This is a genomic window from Streptomyces sp. NBC_00464 (genome assembly GCF_036013915.1).
Taxonomy (GTDB): domain Bacteria; phylum Actinomycetota; class Actinomycetes; order Streptomycetales; family Streptomycetaceae; genus Streptomyces.
Genome location: NZ_CP107899.1, coordinates 2,028,526 through 2,047,645 on the forward strand (window position 1 = coordinate 2,028,526; position 19,120 = coordinate 2,047,645).

A 19,120-nucleotide genomic window follows, 5' to 3' on the forward strand; every position below is an offset into this window, starting at 1 on the left:
CCGCGGCTCAGCCGAACAGCTCGTCGAGAGCGGCTTCCTCGTCAGGTCCCCAACTCAGTTCCGAACCGTGAACGGAATCGGGCCTGCGGTGGCGCAGTGCGAACGGCAGGACCCTGCGCACGTGCCGGGGCTCCACCCGCGGTGCCCCCTCCTTGGCAGCCAGTGCCCGGGCGGCCTTGGCAACCAGCAGGTCGCCGCGCTGTCCGACGGCCCCGGTCCGGGCAGCTGCCTCGGCACAGAGCCTGCTGACGTCCGTCCCGAGCCGCACGGCGGTCAGCCGGCCGCGGGCGGCCAGCAGCCCTTCGCGCTGCTGCCGGTTCTCCTCCTCGGCGGTGCGCAGCCAATCGGAACCGGGGACGTCCCGCTCCTCCTCGAACGTGAGCACGGTAGTGATCATCCGGTGGCGTTCCCCCGTGTCCAGCTCGCTGGTCGTCACCATCAGGCCGAAGCGGTCCAGTAGTTGGGCCCGGAGGCTGCCCTCCTCCGGATTCATCGTTCCGACGAGCCCGAACGACACATGGGTCTCGGTGTCGATGCCCTCGCGCTGGACGGAGAGGACACCGGTGGAGACGACATCGAGGATGATGTTGACGATGTGGTCGTCGAGGAGGTTGACCTCGTCGACGTAGAGCATCCCCTTCTCGTGGGCCTCTTCGAGCAGTCCGGTCTGCCGCTTCGCCTCGCCGCGCATCAGCGCGTCCAGTTCCCAGCCGCCGAGCACCCGGTCGTCGGTCGCGTTGATCGGCAGGGTGACGGGCAGCCGGCCACCGGTCATCAGCGCGAAGGCGCGCACCACGGTGGACTTGGCCGTGCCGCGCTGGCCTGCGATGAGGACACCGCCGATGCCGGGAGCGATGAAGTTCAGTTCCAGGGCCAGCTTCAGTTCGTCCTGCCCGACGACACGGCTGTACGGGAGAATGGCCGCCGGCGTCCCCCCGGCCGCCCCGATCACGACGGGGACACCACCGCGGTCGCCTGCTCCTCGCGCCCCGGCTGCCAGCGGAACGTGACCTGGATCTGCGCCTCCGCACCGGCCTTCACCACCGCGGCCATGCCCGCCTCGAAGGTGATGCCGACCTGGAGCTCGACCTCGTCGGGCCGCAGCCCGTCCCCGAGGTCGCCCAGCCTGCGCATGGCCTGGGAGGCGCAGCGCCGGGCGAGGTCGAGGCCGTCCCCGTACAGATCACCCGCCGCCCCCAGCGCGCGCCGCGCCGCACCGGCGCCGTCCCGGGTGTCCACACTCCCGTACAACGAGTCGGCGTCACTGACGGGCGACGGGGTCGTGGTGTACGCCTCGGCGTCCACCACGACCGGTATCGGACCGTCCTCGCCGGGTGCCGCCGAACCCACCACGACCGCCACGCGCCCCCCTGGGTGCTCAATTGACCTGCTGTACAAGATTACTGACGACACATCACTATCTCTGGGGATCAGATGATCTGAGGCTCGAAATCCCAGTAGGGCCGTACGCGGGACCGTGCCGACACCGTGTGGACGTGTTGGGCACCCAGTGTCTTCGTCAGGTCGTCCAGCGCCTCCGACTCGACCTTGTCCGCATGTCGCAGGTCGCGCAGGCCCCGGAGGTCCGCCGCGTGCGCGATACGGGCGGAGAGCGTCAGCGGGTGCGTGCGCCCCAGAACTTCGATAGCCCGGGTGCTGATCGCGTCCGTCAGCGCGGCAGCGGATTCCGGGTCGCCCACGAGATTCCGCAGGGCAGAAGCGTTGATCGCGCAGCCCAGGGTCCAGGGGTGGTTCTCGCCCACGGACCTTCCCATCTCGGTGAGCGCTTCCTCCAGCAGGTGGTGTGCCTGGTCCCGCTCGCCGACGTTGCGCATGATCAGGGCATGGTTGGCACGGACGCCCGCGACATAGGGATGCTCCTCACCGAGCATGTCGACATAGCCACCCACGACCTTCTCGCTTATGGCCCTGGCCTGGTCGATGTCGGCATGCTCCCGGGCGAAGAAACTCTGACCGGCCGCGAACATCATGGTCGTCGGGTCGGTCTCACCCAGTACCCGCTCGCCCCGTTCCAGTACCCGGGTGAAGAGTTCCGCGGCCTCGCTCCGCTTGCCCGAGCGGTACAGGCAGAGGGCGAGGTTGTGCTCGGCCTTCAGGGTCTGCGGGTTGTCCTGGCCCATCACGGTGCGATGCACCTGAGCGCTCTGGGCCTGGAGTGATTCGGCCTCGGTGTACCGGCCGAGCAGGCGCAGGTCGGTGGCGTAGTTGATCTCGGAGTAGAGCGTCCAGCTGTGGCGCGGACGGAGCAGCTGCCTACGGGAGTCCAGGGTGCGCCGGTTGAGTTCCAGCGATTCCTTGTACCGGCCCAGCAGCCGGAGCGAAATGGCCAGGTTGTTCTGCGCGTTGAGCGTCCGCGAATCCTGATCACCCAGCAGTTCCCGGTAGGCGCCCAGGATCCACTCGGACATCTCATGAGCCTCTTCGTACCGCCCCAGCCCCCGCAGATCGGCCGCCAGACCGCCGGCCGCACGCAGGTGCTCCAGGTCCTGTGCACCCCGCTCGGCCCGCAGATGATCCACAGCGGCCCGCTCGATGGCCTCGGTCCCGGCGTAGTCACCGACGGCCCGCAGAAGATTGGCGTAGTTGTAGCTCAGGTCCCACACGCGCGGGTGGTTCTCGCCCAGCAGCTCCCGCCAGGCCTCCATGGCACGGGCACCCAGCTTGATCCCGGCCCGGTACTCCCCGGAGAGGTACATGTAGCGCAGGCAGTTGAGCACCAGACTGTGCACCGCCGGATCCGTGCTGCGCAGGACGTCGGCCCACTTCAGGTGCGGAGTGATCTCGGCGTACGTGGGCCACAGCCGGGTGTCCGTGGGGCGGCCGGGGTCAGCCGCCGCCAGGGCCCGGCGTACGACGTCGATGAACTCCCGGCGGTCCTGGTCCGGCATGTCCTTGCGGACGATCTGGTGGACCATGCGGTGCAGGTAGATCGACTCACCGGACGACGCGTCGTCGATGATCGAGTCGTGGGACTCCAGGCGGACGACGGAGTACTGACGCAGCTGACCGATCGCCTTGTTCCACAGCAGCGGGTCGTTCATCAGGCCCGAGAGCTGTTCGGGCAGCTCCCCGGACGGCATTTCCTTCAGCAGTCGTACGGGGATGGAGCCGGGCGCGAAGAAGCTGCACAGGCGCAGCAGGTCGACGGACTCGGGGACGGTGTCGCGGAGTTTGTTGAGCAGTATCGACCAGGCGGTCTGGAAGGCGAGAGGGAAGTCAGCGGAGACCTTGACGACGTCCTGGTCGATGCCGCCGCCGAGGAGGTCGATGTACTCCTCGACCGACATGTCGGAGTCGTTGAGCCATCCCGCGGTCTGGTCGAGCAGCAGCGGGAGGTCCTCCAGCGCCTCGGCCAGCCGGTCCGCCTCGGTGCGGGTGAGGCGCGGGGCGCGGCGGCGGATGAAGGCGACCGACTCCTCGCGCTCGTAGACCGGCACCTCCACGAGGTTGCTGTTGTGCTCGCTCCACTCCGGGTTCCGGGAAGTGATCAGGACGTGTCCGGGGCCGGTCGGCACCAGGTCCCAGATCTGGTCGGGTTCGTCCGCGCCGTCCAGGATCAGCAGCCAGTGGCCGTGCGGGTCGCCGCGGCGCAGCGAGTCGCGGACCGCGCGGAGGCGTTCGCCGTATTCGGCGCCGGTGGACAGACCGAGTTCCGGAGCGAGTTCGGCGAGCTTCTGCCGGTACAGCGCACGCCGGTCCGCGGGCACCCACCACACCACGTCGTACTCGGAACCGAACCGGTACACGTACTCGGCGGCAAGCTGCGTCTTGCCTACCCCCGACATGCCGTGGAGCGTGACCACACCGGCGCCGGTCCCGGCGTCCTGGAGCGCCTGGTAGGCCTTGCTGAGCAGTTCCTCGCGGCCGGTGAAACGGGTGTTGCGACGTGGAACCCCGCCCCACACCTCGGGGGTGTCGAACGGAAAGCGGGGCCCGGTCCGGGCCTCGGTGCCCTCAGGCAGTGCGGTCGTCGGCAGGCCCAGGCGTGCGAGCAGCCGGCGTTCGGCCTCGACCGCACCGACGTTGGTCAGGTCGGCGGCGCCGAACACGGATGTGGCGCCGGGCAGTGCCGAGGTCGTGATGGAGACCGCGGCGAACCGGTCGGGGTCGGGGGCGACGACCTCGCGCAGGGCCCGGTTCCACTCCTCGTGGCTGCGCGGGCCGAGCTGGAAGTACCAGTCGCTGAGCAGGACCAGGACCTGCCCTCGGGAGAGCGTCAGATCCTGCAGCGCGTCCTCCAGCGGGAGCTCCACCTGGGGGTTCCAGCGCTGCTGGACGACCGTCACTCCGCGCCGCTCCAGCCGGTCCGCGATCCATGCCGCCCAGGCCCGGTTGAACCCGGCGAAACTGAGGGTGACGGTCCGCGCCCCGATTGCTCCAACTTGCTTACGCGTACCGGGCATTCAACCGTCTCCCTGACATCGTTGCGAGCCTTTTCAAGATACACCGGGGCGCGCTCGCTCCGGCCGGAATCACCTGGCAGCTCAGGTCCAGGATGATCCGTTCCTCTGCTGCCATATCACCCTCGTGGTGTTCACATACGCGTCCGCGCGCGCCAGGTGACCCGTGGGTGGCGGCGAATCCTCCAGACGGTGGTAGAGCGTGATCATCTCGTTGACGAGCACGCGCCCCTCGGCGGTCAGCAGGGCCGATCCGGCCAGTACGGGCAGTACGGCCCCGACCTGCTGACGGCAGCGGGCATGTTCGGCCCAGGCCAGGTCGCGGTGGGTGACGCGTCGCGCCCCGAGCGCGAACCGCTGCCAGTAGTCGGCGAGCGCGAGGTGCGAGTAGGCACCCTGGAACAACCCGTCGAAGGGCCTGGGGTCGGCGCGCCAGGGGGCGAAGTGGCGGGGCGCGGCGTCCTCGTGGTGCAGCGGGACGAGTGCGCCGAGCGCGGCGAGCTTGGTGTGCTGGAGCTCGTGGACGAGCGTCGAGGCGAAGTAGGCGGGGGTGGCGGGTCTACTGCTGAGGACCGCGCCGAAGGCCTCGCGCCGGGTGCCGCTGCAGTGGGCCGCGGCCTCGCCGGTGGGCCCCGAACCGGGCGGCGGGCCGAGCGGGACGAGGCAGCGCAGCAGCACGGCCGCTTCGGTGAGCCGGTGCTCGCCGCCGAGCCGGAGCAGCGGTTCGACTCCGGCCCAGGACGCGATCCACGCCTTGCGCTCCTGGTCGTCGACATGGGTGGCAGCGCTCAGTCCGCGTGGTTCGAGGCCCGTTCCGCGGATGCGGTACGGGTCGACGTCGTCCAGGGGCACGGGGCCGCCGCCGGGCAGCGCGGGATGCAGCATGAGCACCGGGAGCCAGCGGGGGTCGGCCGAGGTCAGGGTTCCGTCCGGCTGGGCCCGTACCTCCAGGGGCGGTCCGCCGGCCGGCCGTACGGTCATCCCCCCGTTCTCGAAGGCGATTTCGGCCGGTCCGTCCTGGGCTCGTACCGCCCCGAGCGTGGGCAGGGAGAGCTGTCCGCCGCGGGCCGTGAGCCGGGCGGTGACGGGCGTCCCCGCGCGGATCGCGGCCGCTGCCGCGAGGGCGGTCAGATGGGCCAGGCCGGCAAGGAGATCGGGATCCGTCGCGGTGTGCGCGGTGAGGCCGGCCAGGAGACCCTCCGCCCAGGGACCCGTCATGGGATGGAACAGCACGGCGCGCACTGCGGCCCGGTCGGTGCGCTCGGCGGCTTCGAGGAGCGCCCAGTCCCTGTGCAGCCGGTCGAGCAGTGGGGGCGGGCACACGGTCACGGGCGCTGCGGCGGCGGCGTCGAGCAGGGCCCGGAGGAGGACGAGACGGCGGGTGTCCTGGTCGCGTACGAGCAGGCCGAGAGTGTCGGCGGTGCCTTCGGTGCGGCCGAGTTCGCGCAGGGCGCGGTCGGGGACTGCGGAGCTCATGGGGGGTCTCCTGCGGTTGCGTCGGCGAGCCGGTCCGCCACGTGGCGGACCAGCCGGTCGAGGTCGGCGCAGTAGACGGACGGATTGACGAAGCCGTTCTCTGCGCGGTACCGGTGGGCGTAGTGGCCGCCGCCGCAGACGCTCAGCAGCGGGCAGGCGCGGCAGACGGCGGCGAGTGCGCCGGCCCCTGCCTGGCGTGCGGCGACGCCGGGGTGGCGCAGGGCGTCGTCGAAGGTGTGGCGGAAGACGTCGAGCCCGGTGGCGGCCGCGGTGTCGTAGGCGGACTTGAGGGAGTCGACCTGTTCGATCGATCCGTCCGTCTCGACCACGACCGCGTTGACCGGGTCGAGCCCCAGGGACTCGGTGGCGGCGGGCAGCCCGAGGAGCAGGGCGATGCACTCCTCGAAGAGCCTGATCCGGGTCTCCCGCCGGGCGGCCGGCCACCAGCGGTCGAAGACGGTGCACAGCCAGTCGCCGTACGGGGTGGCGCGGCCCGGTCGCGGGCCGGCGGGCGGACCTGCCCGGTCCGCCAGGCCCGGCGGCGGAGTGGTCCAGTTGCCGTGCGGCAGCAGGAGGTCCAGGGCCGGGGGGCGCAGGGCGAGCAGTGACTCGTACATCTCCAGGGGGTCGGTGCGCGGGTCGACGACGGTGAGGATGCCCGCGTACGCCTCCGGGTGGCGGTCGGCGAGCAGCCGGGCGCCACGCGAGGCGGCGGGCCAGGAGGGGCGGCCCGCATGGTCGGTGCGCAGGGTGTTGTGCGCGGCCAGGCCGCCGTCCAGGCTGATGCCGATGCGTATGCCGTGCCGGGCGAGGGTGGCGACCTTCGCGTCGGTGAGCAGGGTGGCGTTGGTCTGCACGGTGGCGTGGACGGTGCAGTGGCCGGGCACCCGCTCACGCAGCCGGTCGGCGAGGGCGGCGAGCCGTTCGGGGCCGGCGAGGAGGGGTTCGCCCCCGTGCAGGACGAGGGCGACATGACGGAGCCGGTGGGTGGCCGCGTGTTCGGCGATCCGGTCCGCGGTGCGGTCGAGGACATCGGGCGAGGCGGCGGCGGGCCGGGTCCGCCACGTCGCGTCGGGCCCCTCGTAGAGGTAGCAGTAGCGGCACGCCAGGTTGCAGCGGCCGTGCACCTTCACGATGAACTGCCCGAAGGGCACGGGAGTCACGTCCGAGGGGACCGGCACCGGTGCCGGTTCCGGGCGCGCCCCCTCCGCGCGCCGCGGCGTCGTTGGTCGGGCCACTCGGGCACCCCCGTGCTGTACGTCTGCCGGGACGGATCCCGGAAATGGCCGCCCGGGCCGGTCGGTCTCCCCGCGTCGTGCGGCGAGGGCCGGTCGGTCCCGGGCGGTGAAGTCGTGGTCGTCGGCGCCCCGGACCGCGTGGCTGCGGGGCGGCGCCCCGCCTCAGAAGGCGTTGTTGAATCCCCAGAGCATCTCCCGCGGCTGTTCGACGCGGCCGCGCAGATCCGCGACCACCTCGGACAGCACGGGGTGGTCCATGGTCCGCAGGGACTCCAGATCGAGGCCCAGCAGATCCGGCAGCTCGCCGGCGGCACCGGTCGCCCCTGCCCCGTCCTTACGTATCGACTCGCTCATCACGCCTCCCCGTAGTGCAGCACCGGGACCGCCGCGCCGCGCTCGCCGTTGAGCGGACACCGCCGGTCCCGCGTCCCTGACCCGCCTCGGGCCTTTCGTGTGGATCACACCGGACGTCACCGGTCACGCAGCGCCCTGTGCTCGCCGTTGAGCACTCAGCGCTCCAGCTCGGCCAGCCGCCCGGCGGTCGACTGACCCGCCGCGCCGCCACCGTCCGGCAGTTTCCGCCACTCCTGACGGGCCGCCCGGTACGCGTCCCGCGCGGCCCGGGGGCGCCCCGCACTCTCATAGGTCTTACCCCGCCAGTCGTTGGCTGTAGCACTCAACTCCACGGCCTCTTGGAACTGTTGTGGACTCACCTGCTCCGCTTCTGCCTCCGCGGCGCAATCGGCGGCCGACCGGAAGGCCTCGGCTGCGTCGTCGCGCCGGGCCGGCCGGTCCAGTGCGTCGGCGGCCTCAAGGCAGGCCCGGCCCAGCTCCAGCCAGCAGCGGGCCGCGGTCAGCGGGGACGCCGCCTCCTGCGCGGCGAGCCGGAGCAGATGCTCGGCCTCCCGCAGGTCGACCCGGTCCGCGGCGGCCCGGTGCCGCAGCATCAGGGCCCGACCGAGCATGAGCAGCCGCTCGGACTGGTGCGCGCCGCCCGCGGGCGTCTCGGAGCGGCAGTCGCGCAGCACCCGCACGGCCGCGCCGACATACGCGCCGCCGTCCGGCAGTTCGGCGCGGTGCAGCAGCGTGGCGCCCCACTCGGCGAGCAGGTCGGTGTGGGCCCGCGAGTCGCGCGGGGTGCCGCGGGCGGCGCGGGCGAACCACTCGGCGGCGGCGACGAGTTCGGCCGGGTCGCCGGTGTGCTCGTAGCGGGCCGCCCGGACCCGTCCGGCTCTGGTCTGCAGATGGGCGCGCTGGCGCTGTTCGCGTACGGTCTCCAGCGCCTGGCCGGTCAGCACCGCGGCTTCGTCCGGCTCCTCGCCGGAGGCGAGCAGGGCGTCCACCAGGTCCAGCACGATGCGGTTCTCGGTGCCCGTGGTGTATCCGCCGCCCTGGGTGAACGCCGTGCGCAGGGAGCGGGCGGACTGCCGGGCGTACTCCCGGGACTGCTCCGGGTCCTCGGTGGCACCGGCCAGTTTCAGCAGCGTCCTGCCGTGCTGCAGTGGCAGTGCGGCCGGGCGGTTCTCCTGGTCGGGCCAGGAGTCGGCGAAGGCTTCCAGCATCCCGCAGGCGCTCTGCAGCAGGGCGCTGTCACCGTCGAGCCGCCACTGCGCCTCCAGGGCCCGCACCCGCTCCAGGGTGAGCCGAAGGGCTTCGGCGGGCTCCATTCCGGGGGCCGCGCAGGCGAGGATGTACTCACGCTCGGCGCGCCGCAGGAGGTCCAGGGCGCCGCGCCGGTCCCCGCGCCGCCGCCCGTCGTCGGCTGCCGCGTGCAGCACCTGGGCCAGCACCGCCCGTTCGCGTACGGCGCCCGGGTGGGCCACGGCCCGTTCGGCGGCCCTTCTGGCCTCACCGAGAAGGTCGTCGCCGCCGCGCACCTCCCAGAGCCTCAGCACACACCGCGCGTACTCGGCCCAGAGCCCCGGCCCGGCGGCGGACTGCGGGCTGTTTCCGGCGACTCCCCTCAGCAGTTGCACGGCGTCGATCAGGCGCTGCACCATCTTGTCCGCCTCGAACTGCCGCACGAGCTCGCGGGCCTGTTCCACGGCGGGGCTCGTACCGGCCTCCGGGCGGCCCGTCGCGTCGGCGGGCTCCTGGGGCACGAACCCGGGGGGTACGGGCATGAATCGCTCCAGCACGCGGGCCGCGACCTCGGCAAAGGCGTGGGGAACGCCCCGGCCGTCGCCCGGCTCGTCCTCCTCGCCCTCGATCCCGACCGGCTCGTCACCGCTGTTCTCCTCGGCCTCCCCGGCGTCCCGTGCTCCGTCACCGAGCCAGGTACGGGTGGCGGCGGCGCCGGGCCGTGCACCGCGCAGCGTGCCGTCCCCGAGCTGCGCGAAGGCCAGAGCAGGGAAATTGGGACCGCCCTTGCCGAACCGCTGCTCGATGTACTGCGAACAGTGCTTCAGCACGAGCAGGGCCTCGTCACGGCCGAGCGGTCCGAGGAGTGCGTCCTGGACGCCGGGCTCGAACGCGTACCACTGCCCACGGCCGCCACCGCCGTCGGCACGGGTGAGAAGTCCGCTGAGCAGCACCTCGGCCAGTTCGGAGGGTCCCGAGTGGGGAAGCATCGTGCGTTGCACGAGCTGCATCACCGGGAGGTAGAGGGGTGCGGCCGCAAGATGCACGGCCAGTTGTCCGGCGGCCGGTGAGGCCACCGAGCGGAAGCGGCTGACGAGTTGGAGCGAGGAGAGCGATCCGCCGGACCGCTGGGCAGCGGCCGCCGGCTGGTCGGCCCGCACCCAGCCGACCGCTCCGGCGATCCGGGCCGCACCGGTGCCGGAAAGCAGCCGGGCCCAGCCACCGAGCGCGTCCGCCGTCGGCGGGAGGACCGGGACGGCCAGGGCTCCGGGGTGCACGGCCGGGCCGGTACCGGCGTCCTCGGCGACCTTCAGCTGCGCCGCTCCGGCCGGGCCGTCACCCCGCGAGAGGAGGCCGAAGGTGACGGGCAGCCTGGTCCGGCTCCACATGCGCTGCGGCAGCGGTTGCAGGACCGCGACCGGGGACTGGCAGGCCAGCTGGTGGAGCAGCCGGTGGGCGCGCCCGCTGCGCCAGAGCGGTCCGGCGCAGTCGCTGATGACGACGGTGACCCGACGCCCGGTCGGATCACTGAGCCGGTCCGCGGAGTGCAGGGGGCCCGCGGCCGGGTCGGAGCTGCGGCTGACCGCGCATCCACCGTCGGGACCCTGGTGCAGATATCGCAGCTGGACATCGCGGAAGGCGCCCAACTGGGCAAATATGCGCTGGAGTTCATGGAACATCCGGTCCCACACCAGCATGGAGGAGGAGGCGTCCATGACGCACTGGAGGATGGCGTCACCCCTGCGGATGCCGCGGAAGACCGGCATGATCATGCCGCCCGCCCGGGCGCTGCGTTCAGCGGTCGCCGTCTCGTCCAGGGCGCGCCTCAGCGGTGCGGAGGCCGGGTGATAGCGCTGCAACGGGCGCAGGGCGCGGGCGAGTTCGAGGGGGGCGGGAAGCACGGGGGCTGCGGGCACGCCGAAGGTGAGCGCGGTGTCGGGGGCGTGCTCCGGGGGCCGCCGGCCGGAGCCGTGCTCATCGGCGCGGGGCGCACGCGCCCGGCCCGGTACGGGGTACAGGGAGATCTTCCCGTCACCGCTCGGCCCGCTCGGCCCGCTCGGCCCCTCGGGCGGGGCGTCCGCGTCAGGGGTGTCACCCTCCGGCGTGGCCCCCGCTCCGGCACGGGTGGGGGCCACGGGCTCCACGGGGGACGGTGCCGACGGGGGTGCGCCCTGCCCCTCGGCCCGGTCCGTCGCCGACTCATCGGCGCCGCGTGTCCACCGGGCCAGCCAGAGCGCGTCGCACAGCTGCTCCACGTCGGGGTCGAGCCCGGCTCCGCGCAACCGCGCGACCAGCGTCGCGAGCTGCCCCTCACCGGGTGCCGCACCGTCCGGGCCCGCACCGCGTGCCGCACCGTCCGGGTCGGGTGCGCCATCCGGCTCCCGGCCCCCTGGGCCCCCGGGCGTCCCGTCCGCCGCACGCATCAGCGCGTCACCTCGGCCGGTCGAGTCGCTGGATGAGCAGGTCGGCGAGCCGGTCGCGGCCGGTCGGGGCCGCCGCCTGGGTGAGGTAGATCGCGTTCAGCAACTGGTCGGTGGCCAGGAGTTCGCTGCGCGAGCGCTCCAGGAAGAGCGTGATGAGGTCCTCGCTGGACCGGGCGGCCTCCTCACCCAGGTGCGCCTTGACGAACGCGGCCAGTCGCTTGTGGTCGGGACGTCCCAGCTCCAGGTGAATGCAGCGGCGCATCAGCGGGGCGGGGAAGTCCCGCTCCCCGTTGCTGGTGAGCACCACGAACGGGAAGGCCCGGCACTGCACCCGGCCGCCCTTGATCCGCACCTTGTTGCCGTCGTGGTCGAGCACGTCCGCCTCGCCGTCGGGCAGTCGGTCCGCGATCCGTTCCAGCTCGGGGATGGCGAACTCGCCCTCCTCCAGCACGTTGAGCAGGTCGTTCGGCAGGTCGATGTCGCTCTTGTCGAGCTCGTCGATGAGCAGCACCCGCGGCCGGTCCGAGGGCAGCAGCGCGGTGCCCAGCGGTCCGAGCCGGATGTAACTTCCCACGCTCTGCGCCGAGTCGACTCCGGCACCGCCGTCCGTCGACGCGTGCGAGGCGATCTGTACGTCCTGCAGCCGCGCGATCGCGTCGTAGTGGTAGAGGCCGTCCAGCAACGTGGTGCGGCTGACCACGGGCCAGCGCAGCACCTTTCCGAACTCCAGCTCCCGGGCGACGGAGTGGGCCAGGGTGCTCTTCCCCGCGCCCGGGTCGCCGGTGACCAGCAGCGGGCGCCGCAAGTACAGTGCGGCGTTGATCATTTCGAGTTCCTCGGCCCCGGGCCGGTGCTCATCGGCGATGCGTCCGGGAATGCCGAGGCGGCGGTCGGCCGACTCGGCTCCGTCCGCTCCGCCGGACTCACCGGCGAAATCGCGCCAGGGCGGAGGGGGCGGCAGTTGCGCCACCTCGTCGTGCGGTTCGCCGATGCCTCGGTAGATGAGCCACTCGCTGGGTTCACTCATAGCGTGTTCCTCGTTGTCACTCGCCTGCGGGCGGCCACCGTCGAACCTGCCTTACCGTAGCGATCCGGAGTAACCCCCGTAAGGGGGAGGCCCCTTGACCCCTGGGCGCGAGGTGGAAAACTTTGCGTCACGGCGCCTCCAGGAACGCGTCGGAATCCGGCAGTGCGTGATTCGGGTCTTCGTAGTACAGGGCAACTCCGTCGGACCAGAACATCTCCGTACGTCCCGCCCCCACTCCTCTTCTCAGCTCATGGATCCTCCACGGCAGCCGGTCCCGGGTGCGGGCGCCCGACACGGCGTCGGCCACGCGTCGGTGGAACTCCCTGCAGACCGTGTCGGCCTCGGCGGCCCTTCGCTGCAGCAGGACGGCCCCGAAGCCGGCGTCGATCAGCCGGACCACCCCGGCGGTGATGCCGGAGTCCGGCCGGCTGCCGTAGCGGCAGAGGACCGGCACGGTGTCGTGCGCCAGGGTCCGCAGCCGCGTCACATCCGGTACACGTACCCTCAAATCGTCCTCGCAGTCGACCACTTCGGCATGGATCCCCGGCTCCGTCCCGGCGTCCCGGCGCGCCCGCCGCTTGTCGGCCGGCCCCTGGTACGAACTGCGCAGGACCACCGGCCGTACGACTCCGAGCGGCAGCCCGTTCGAGGGAAGCACCCACTCGTCGACCGGCAGCCCAAAGAGCGCGGGTGCCACGACGACCTGGAGCATCGCCGGACTGCCCGGCTCGTCGCACCGCCGGAAGGCCTCGGCGAGCGCGGCGGCCAGCCGGTCGGGAACGGTGCCGAGCGGGGCCCCGCGGCTGTCCTCGTCGATGGGCTCCGCCCCCGAGGCCTGCCGGTCGACGGCGACCCGCCAGTCGTACTGGTCGCGGGCCCAGCCCTGGAGGTCCACGTTCAGCACGACTCCGTCGCGGTCCCCGTGCGGGACGGGTTCGCTCACGGACGGGTACACGGCCTGCTGGCGGTTCTCTTCCAGGCGCAGCCGGATGGCCGCCCACTCCATGTCGAGCTGCCCGCGCAGATCCCGGGAGAGTTCGACGTCGGCGATCCGCTTCACCCACCCCCACAGCGCCTTGGCGTTCGTGACGGAGAGCTGTCCGCAGGGCCGGTCCGCCGTGAGGACGCCCATGCAGTAGCGCACGATCAGCTCGAAGCGGGCCTGCCGGTCGTGGGCGCGGGTCTCGTACAGCACCCCCAGACCGTCCCGCCAGCCGCGCGGGGCCGGCCGGTGGTCACGGGAGTAGACACCGGGCAGGCGGTCGAGGAGGGCGAGCAGACTGCGGGTGCTGGCCGGTGGCGGGAGTTCGGCGAGCCGCCCGAGCAGGTCCGCGCGCAGTCGGGGGCCGAGGACGCCGGCGGAGGGTCCCGGCAGTTCGCTCTGCACGTCGGTCCAGGTCCGCTCGGTGCCGACCGCGACGTTGTGCCGGTCCGCGTGGTAGCGGTCGTGGGCGTGGAACACGGACTGGTAGGTGTCGTCGGTCTCGGTCTCGATGGGTGTGGACGGCACCTCCAGGGTGCGCAGCCGCTCGATCCCGACGGCCGTGCCGCCCTGCTGCCTGTCCAGCCGCGACTTGACCACCCCGACCACCTCGCCCCGGGCGAAGTCGATCACGGGCCCGCCGGACATACCCGGCTCCAGCCAGCCCTCGTCGAGGAGGACGACCTGCTCCACATCGTCGGCGGCGCCGTAGGAACCGTTCACCCGGTAGGTACCGTTGCGCAGCTTCAGCCCGCCGCCGGGCGAGTTGACCCACCCCACGCAGCGGATGTCGCCGCCGCGGAGCAGGGCCCCGGAGCGCTCGGCGACGTACACGCAGGCGTGCTCGACGGGCCGGCGGAGCTGGATGAGCGCCAGGTCGGGGGCGGGCCAGGCGGTGGTCCCCGGCGGCCGGGTGCCGGGCATCGCGACGACGACCTTGCCGGGGACTTCGGCGAGTTCGCCGCTGTGCCGGTCCCCCTTGAACACCACGTTCACCATGCCCCCCTCCCCCCGCATGGCCACGTGGGCGCACGTCAGGATCCAGCTCGGAGCGATGAAGAACCCGCTCCCCAGGAACTCCCCTCCCGGGGCCTGACCGCCCGGTCCGTCAGGGGCATACCCGGACCCCGGTCGATGGATGCGCACGGTCGCGTCCTCCACGAGGCCCAGAAGAGCAGCGTCCGACTGTCCCTGACCGCCCTCTGCGCCCCCGTCGGGGTCCGAGGTCATGCCCCGCCGCCGTCGGTGTCGTCCGCGCCGTCCGGGTGTGCCGGTGCGCCGGGGGCTGCCCCGGCGTGCGGGAGGCCCGCGGGTGCGCCGGCGGGCGGCGACGGGCGTACGGGCGCCGGGGGCGCGAACGGAACGGGTGGCATCGCGGGGGCGGGTGCCTGCGCCGGCACGGGTACGGGCACGGGCTCCGGCGCCGGCGGATCGACCGGAGGTCCGCCGCCGTTCCAGGTGAGCGTGACCTTGATCGCTCCCTTGGCCTCGCCGTCCGCGAGCAGCCCGACGACCTTGCCCGACTTGGCGGTGAGCTCGATCCCGAACTCGACGCTGACCTCGTCCGGCCGCACGGCACGCAGCGGCACGGCGAGTGAGCGCGCGACACTGGTCACCACGGAGTGCAGGCTCTCGACCCGGGCCTGCACCTGGTCGGTGAGGTTCCCGAATCCGGTGTCCGTGAACGTCAGGCCACCGGGCTCCGGACGGTCCAGCTCCTCGGCTCCCGAGATCCGCGCCCAGACCGGTGTGCCGTCCGGCATCTCGATGCGCGTAATGCGGGCCCCACTGTCACCCATGACACCCCCCGCTCCCCAACTCCCCGCAGGTTAACGGCCGTAGGCGGCCGATGCGAGGCACATGCACCATGACGCCGGAGCACCGCGGGCCGGTTCTCGGCCGTCCCGCCCTGCCGACGCCGGGCCGCCGCCCTGCCGACGCCCGGCCGTCCACCGGCCACGGCGGGGCTGTCACCAGGGCTTAAACTTGCGCCATGTACTTCACCGACCGCGGTATCGAGGAGCTGGAGAAGCGGCGAGGCGAGGAAGAGGTCACTTTCGAGTGGCTCGCCGAGCAGCTCCGTACGTTCGTCGATCTGAACCCCGACTTCGAGGTGCCGGTCGAGCGCCTCGCCACGTGGCTGGCCCGGCTGGACGACGAGGACGAGGACGACGACTGACCGGCCCGGGGCGTTCAGGGCCTGCCCGGCCCCTCGTCCCTGATCCGGTCGTACGCGAGCCCGAGCGCGCCGTGGATCATCAGCAGCGCTCCGGCGAAGACCCACCCGCCGTTGCGCCGGCCCGCTCCCCAGACGGCGATCGGAAGCCCCGCCGCCAGTTGGGCGCCCGCCAGGGCGCGGGCTCGGGGGCCGCGCATCCAGGGGCCCATGCGACTGCTCTCGACCGCTTCGAATTCGACCTTGACCGCCTCGCGCCAGCCGGTCCAGGCGATCCGCTCGGCCTCCGGCCACACATCGGCCCCCGCGGTCAGCCGGCCGGAGGGCTCACCCGGTTCCAGGCCCGGCGGGAGCTCCAGTCCGATACGGGTGAGCACGGCGAGCAGTCCGCGGAGTCTGGCCCGCGCGTCCGTCTCCGGATCGGGACGGGTGAGGGCTTCGAGGGCCTGGACGTCCAGCACGGGATCCAGGCCGAGCCGCTCGGCGAACGTACGCATCGCCTCGTCCTCGCCGGCCGGCGTCCCGTCGGCGAGCCAGACGTAGCCGACGGGGCGACGGAATCCCGCGGCGAGCGTGTAGCCGGCCCGGTCACCGTCCCACCACAGCGCCAGCACCGGCCAGGTGGAGCCGACCGCGAGCGCGGTGGCCCAGCCGCCGACCACCCGGTCGACCGGCTCGGCGCCCTCGTCCGCCACCGGCGCTCCACCTTGTTCGCCCTGCCCGCCCTGCCAGGGCGTTCCCTCCGGTACGAGGACACTCCAGCCCTCTCCGGCGGGCGCGAGCAGCATCCGCTCACGCAGCAGACGGGCGACCGGCCGCGCCGTATCCGGTGTGGCCCGGCACAGCAGCAGTGCTCCCACGGGTGATGTCGCGTTCATGCCCCACACCGTAGGACAAATTGCCCCACTCTGAGGCATTTTGCCCCGACAATCGCGCCGCCTCCTCCCCCAGCACACCGTCACGACCGCGCTTGACTTCCCCTATCCGCGATATATCGTGTTCTGCAAGAGACGCGATATGTTGCGTCATCCGCGCTCCCCAGGAGGTCAGATCCATGCCTGTGTCGACGTGGGCCATCGCCGAGCCTCGCAAGCTCACCTTCGACGAACCCGTGACCGCACTCAGCGTGCGCATCGTCAACGGCACGGTCAACGTCGTCGGCAGCGACGAGCCGACCGCCAGGCTGGAGGTCTCCGCCATCGAGGGGCCGCCGCTGATCGTCACGCAGCACGACGGCGTCCTGACCGTCACGTACGAGGACTTGGCCTGGCAGAACATGCTCAAGTGGCTGGACCGCAAGGGCTGGCCGCGCCACGCGGTCATCTCCCTCACGGTCCCGGCCGACTCGGCGGTGGAGGTCGGCGTGGTCGGCGCCGGCGCCTTCGTCTCCGGGGTACGCGGCCGTACGGACGTACGCGGCGTCGCCGGCGACACCACGCTCGTCGGGCTGGCCGGACCGGTCGGCGCGGAGACCGTGTCCGGCAACATGGAGGCCCAGGCCGTCACCGGCGCGCTGCGCTTCCACTCCATCTCCGGCGATCTGACCGTCGTCGAGGGCGCCGGGGCCTTTGTGAAGGCGGAGACCGTCAGCGGGAACATGACCCTCGACCTGAACCCGGCCGGGAAGCCCACCGACGTCCGGCTGTCCACGATCGCCGGCGAGCTCGCCATCCGCCTGCCGCACCCGGCCGACGCGAAGGTCGAGGCGAACACCGCGAGCGGCACCGTCTCCAACGGCTTCGAGGACCTCCGGGTCAGCGGCCAGTGGGGCGCGAAGAAGATCACCGGCACGCTGGGCTCCGGAACCGGGACACTGAGGGCGACGACGGTCTCGGGATCGATCGCCCTGCTGCGCCGCCCACCGGCCGAGGACGATCCGCGCGACGCCGAGCCGACCGGAAAGGTGCTCTGACATGCCCCCCGTATTCGCCCACGGCCGCCTGCGCCTCTACCTGCTCAAGCTGCTCGACGAAGCCCCCCGCCACGGCTACGAGGTGATCAGGCTTCTCGAAGAGCGCTTCCAAGGTCTGTACGCCCCTTCGGCAGGCACCGTCTACCCGCGCCTGGCCAAGCTGGAGGCCGAGGGCCTCGTCACGCATGCCACCGAGGGCGGCCGCAAGGTCTACTCGATCACCGACGCCGGCCGCGCCGAGCTGGCGGACCGCACCGGCGAGCTCGCCGATCTGGAGCTGGAGATCAGGGAGTCGGTCTCCGAGCTGGCCGCCGAGATGCGCGACGAGGTCCGGGGAGCGGCGGGCAAGCTGCGCAGCGAGATGCGCGCCGCGGCCGACGAGTCGCGTCACACGGGGTCTTCGCGACCGGCCGGCAAGGCGGGAAAGGCGTCCCCGTTCGGCGGCTTCGGCGATCTCGGCGACCTGGGCAACTTCGGGGACTTCGGCGACAAGGAGGCCTGGAGCACCGCGAAGGAAGAGCTGCGCAAGGCGAAGCAGGAGTGGAAGGAGCAGGCGCGCCGGGCGAAGGACGAGTCCCGCCGCGCCCGCGAGGAGGCCCAGCAGGCCCGCCGCCAGGCCAAGGAGGCCCAGGACCGGGCGCGCGAGCAGATGCAGAACGCCGCCCGTCAGGTCCAGGCCCACTTCGCCCGGGGCGACTGGCCGGCGGGCGTACGGGAGGGGCTGGCCGAGATCACCGGCCAGCTGGGCGGCTTCGCCCGTACCGGCAACTGGCCGCCCTACGCGAAGCCGGACGCCACCGACGCCACCCCCGACACCGACTCCGCCTCCGACTGGGGCAAGGACACGGGCGGCACCGGTGACCCGGCCCGCGACCTGGACCGCCTGCTCGACCGGTTCCGCGACGACATCCGTGATGCCGCCAGGGACCGGGGCGTGACGGAGGACCAGCTCGCGGCGGCCCGCCGTCATCTGTCGACGGCGGCGGCCCACATCGGCGCGCTGCTGCGCGAGGACACCGACGGCAACGCGAAGCAGTAGCAGAGGGAGAAGAAGAGACGGGGCGGCCCGGGGAACACTCCCCGGGCCGCCCGGCGTTCAGCCCGCCTTGCGGTCCTGGCCCGCGTGGCCGTCCCCGTACAGCGCACGGTTGGCCGTCTCGTACGTCGCACCGTGCTCGGCGAGCACGTCGGCGACGACTCCGGGGGACGCGGTGAGGGCCAGCAGCAGGTGCTCCTCGCCGATGAACCGGTCACCGCGGCCGAGTGCGATCCGCAGCGACTTCTCCAGGATCTTCTTGGCCTCCTTGGTGAACGGCCGGCCGCCCGTCCACCGGCGACGGTCCTCACGGTCGCCCGTCAGGGCTCCCTCGCCGTGCGCCTCCTCGATGCGGGAGACGATCGCGGTGAGATCGATGCCGATCCCCGCGAGGGCGTCGACGTCGGCCTTCGTCATGCCGCCGCGCCTGCGCGCTTCGGCGAGCGCCGCCTCCACCGAGGCCCTGCGGTCCGTGAGTCCCAGTGCGGCAACGGCGAACGAGGCCCGGCTGCCCTCCTGGTCCAGCAGGGCGAACAGCAGATGCTCCGCGGTGACCGAACCGGCGTCGGCCCGTTCGGCATGTGTCACGGCACCGGTCACGGTGGCGCGGGCACCCTTGGTGAATCGCTCGAACATCAATGCCTCCCGTACTTCTTGTGCACGGCCTGCCGGCTGACACCCAGTTCGGCCGCGATCTCCTGCCACGACCAGCCCTGCACCCGGGCGCTTCTGACTTGTACGGCTTCGAGCTGCTCCAGCAGCCGCCGCAGCGCGGCGACCGACCGCAGCCCCACCCGGGGGTCGCGGTCGCCGGCGCGCTCGGCGAGATCCGTTGCTTCGGTCATGGC

At 72.5% G+C, this 19,120-nt stretch carries 16 protein-coding genes; 3 read left to right on the top strand and 13 right to left on the bottom strand.

All coding sequences use genetic code 11. The features are described 5' to 3' along the window. Window positions 1–7: 7 nt before the first annotated feature. The 10 genes from OG912_RS08655 to OG912_RS08700 all read right to left on the bottom strand — a co-directional run bounded on the left by OG912_RS08655 (window position 8) and on the right by OG912_RS08700 (window position 14,947). Window positions 8–952, bottom strand: a complete 945-nt coding sequence (locus OG912_RS08655) for an AAA family ATPase (protein WP_326738718.1) — start codon at window positions 950–952, stop codon at window positions 8–10. After that, complete coding sequence (locus tag OG912_RS08660; RefSeq protein ID WP_326738717.1) at window positions 949–1,362, bottom strand: CU044_2847 family protein; 414 nt, start codon at window positions 1,360–1,362, stop codon at window positions 949–951. Before OG912_RS08660 ends, OG912_RS08655 begins: the two co-directional genes overlap by 4 nt. Window positions 1,363–1,430: 68 nt before the next feature. Then, window positions 1,431–4,424 (bottom strand): FxSxx-COOH system tetratricopeptide repeat protein, encoded by a 2,994-nt coding sequence (fxsT, locus tag OG912_RS08665; protein ID WP_327708856.1) that lies wholly within the window; start codon window positions 4,422–4,424, stop codon window positions 1,431–1,433. A gap of 81 nt (window positions 4,425–4,505) precedes the next feature. Next, the gene (locus OG912_RS08670; RefSeq protein ID WP_327708857.1) at window positions 4,506–5,897 is read right to left on the bottom strand and encodes an aKG-HExxH-type peptide beta-hydroxylase; all 1,392 of its coding nucleotides are present in this window, start codon (window positions 5,895–5,897) and stop codon (window positions 4,506–4,508) included. After that, entirely contained in the window at window positions 5,894–7,060 is a 1,167-nt protein-coding gene (locus OG912_RS08675) for an FxsB family cyclophane-forming radical SAM/SPASM peptide maturase (protein ID WP_327708858.1), read from the bottom strand. The genes OG912_RS08670 and OG912_RS08675 overlap by 4 nt, the downstream gene beginning before the upstream one ends. 237 nt (window positions 7,061–7,297) lie before the next feature. After that, the gene (gene fxsA / locus OG912_RS08680) at window positions 7,298–7,489 is read right to left on the bottom strand and encodes an FxSxx-COOH cyclophane-containing RiPP peptide (RefSeq protein WP_327708859.1); all 192 of its coding nucleotides are present in this window, start codon (window positions 7,487–7,489) and stop codon (window positions 7,298–7,300) included. Window positions 7,490–7,644: 155 nt separating this feature from the next. Next, a complete protein-coding gene (locus OG912_RS08685) occupies window positions 7,645–11,139 on the bottom strand; it encodes an SAV_2336 N-terminal domain-related protein (RefSeq protein ID WP_327708860.1) in 3,495 nt (1,164 codons plus the stop codon). A 7-nt stretch (window positions 11,140–11,146) separates the two neighbouring features. Next, window positions 11,147–12,166, bottom strand: coding sequence for an AAA family ATPase (locus OG912_RS08690; protein ID WP_327708861.1), 1,020 nt, complete (start codon window positions 12,164–12,166; stop codon window positions 11,147–11,149). A 127-nt stretch (window positions 12,167–12,293) separates the two neighbouring features. Continuing rightward, window positions 12,294–14,378: a VMAP-C domain-containing protein gene (locus tag OG912_RS08695; RefSeq protein ID WP_327708862.1), complete on the bottom strand. Its 2,085-nt coding sequence runs from the start codon at window positions 14,376–14,378 to the stop codon at window positions 12,294–12,296. Further along, window positions 14,375–14,947 (bottom strand): CU044_2847 family protein, encoded by a 573-nt coding sequence (locus tag OG912_RS08700; RefSeq protein ID WP_327708863.1) that lies wholly within the window; start codon window positions 14,945–14,947, stop codon window positions 14,375–14,377. The genes OG912_RS08695 and OG912_RS08700 overlap by 4 nt, the downstream gene beginning before the upstream one ends. Window positions 14,948–15,141: 194 nt before the next feature. On the opposite strand from OG912_RS08700, the gene OG912_RS08705 reads away from it, so the two are divergent. Next, window positions 15,142–15,327 (top strand): DUF6104 family protein, encoded by a 186-nt coding sequence (locus OG912_RS08705; protein ID WP_164267593.1) that lies wholly within the window; start codon window positions 15,142–15,144, stop codon window positions 15,325–15,327. 14 nt (window positions 15,328–15,341) lie between these two features. Here OG912_RS08705 and OG912_RS08710 read toward each other — a convergent pair whose 3' ends face one another. Beyond that, window positions 15,342–16,202, bottom strand: coding sequence for a hypothetical protein (locus tag OG912_RS08710; RefSeq protein WP_327708864.1), 861 nt, complete (start codon window positions 16,200–16,202; stop codon window positions 15,342–15,344). Between the two features lie 176 nt (window positions 16,203–16,378). On the opposite strand from OG912_RS08710, the gene OG912_RS08715 reads away from it, so the two are divergent. Both OG912_RS08715 and OG912_RS08720 read left to right on the top strand, forming a co-directional pair. Next, the gene (locus OG912_RS08715) at window positions 16,379–17,236 is read left to right on the top strand and encodes a DUF4097 family beta strand repeat-containing protein (protein ID WP_327708865.1); all 858 of its coding nucleotides are present in this window, start codon (window positions 16,379–16,381) and stop codon (window positions 17,234–17,236) included. Between the two features lies 1 nt (window position 17,237). Continuing rightward, window positions 17,238–18,275, top strand: a complete 1,038-nt coding sequence (locus OG912_RS08720; RefSeq protein ID WP_327708866.1) for a PadR family transcriptional regulator — start codon at window positions 17,238–17,240, stop codon at window positions 18,273–18,275. 57 nt (window positions 18,276–18,332) lie between these two features. On the opposite strand, the gene OG912_RS08725 is transcribed toward OG912_RS08720, so the two are convergent. Next, on the bottom strand, window positions 18,333–18,908 hold the full coding sequence (locus OG912_RS08725) for a Clp protease N-terminal domain-containing protein (protein WP_327708867.1): 576 nt from the start codon (window positions 18,906–18,908) through the stop codon (window positions 18,333–18,335). After that, on the bottom strand, window positions 18,908–19,117 hold the full coding sequence (locus tag OG912_RS08730; RefSeq protein ID WP_266782775.1) for a sigma factor-like helix-turn-helix DNA-binding protein: 210 nt from the start codon (window positions 19,115–19,117) through the stop codon (window positions 18,908–18,910). Before OG912_RS08730 ends, OG912_RS08725 begins: the two co-directional genes overlap by 1 nt. Between the last annotated feature and the right edge of the window lie 3 nt (window positions 19,118–19,120).

Coding starts and splice junctions, on each gene's coding strand:
- OG912_RS08695 (WP_327708862.1), bottom strand. CDS start 14,378: ATGACCTCGGACCCCGACGGGGGCGCAGAGGGCGGTCAGGGACAGTCG.
- OG912_RS08710 (WP_327708864.1), bottom strand. CDS start 16,202: ATGAACGCGACATCACCCGTGGGAGCACTGCTGCTGTGCCGGGCCACA.
- OG912_RS08730 (WP_266782775.1), bottom strand. CDS start 19,117: ATGACCGAAGCAACGGATCTCGCCGAGCGCGCCGGCGACCGCGACCCC.
- OG912_RS08705 (WP_164267593.1), top strand. CDS start 15,142: ATGTACTTCACCGACCGCGGTATCGAGGAGCTGGAGAAGCGGCGAGGC.
- OG912_RS08685 (WP_327708860.1), bottom strand. CDS start 11,139: ATGCGTGCGGCGGACGGGACGCCCGGGGGCCCAGGGGGCCGGGAGCCG.
- OG912_RS08720 (WP_327708866.1), top strand. CDS start 17,238: ATGCCCCCCGTATTCGCCCACGGCCGCCTGCGCCTCTACCTGCTCAAG.
- OG912_RS08690 (WP_327708861.1), bottom strand. CDS start 12,166: ATGAGTGAACCCAGCGAGTGGCTCATCTACCGAGGCATCGGCGAACCG.
- OG912_RS08670 (WP_327708857.1), bottom strand. CDS start 5,897: ATGAGCTCCGCAGTCCCCGACCGCGCCCTGCGCGAACTCGGCCGCACC.
- OG912_RS08700 (WP_327708863.1), bottom strand. CDS start 14,947: ATGGGTGACAGTGGGGCCCGCATTACGCGCATCGAGATGCCGGACGGC.
- fxsT (WP_327708856.1), bottom strand. CDS start 4,424: ATGCCCGGTACGCGTAAGCAAGTTGGAGCAATCGGGGCGCGGACCGTC.
- OG912_RS08715 (WP_327708865.1), top strand. CDS start 16,379: ATGCCTGTGTCGACGTGGGCCATCGCCGAGCCTCGCAAGCTCACCTTC.
- OG912_RS08725 (WP_327708867.1), bottom strand. CDS start 18,908: ATGTTCGAGCGATTCACCAAGGGTGCCCGCGCCACCGTGACCGGTGCC.
- fxsA (WP_327708859.1), bottom strand. CDS start 7,489: ATGAGCGAGTCGATACGTAAGGACGGGGCAGGGGCGACCGGTGCCGCC.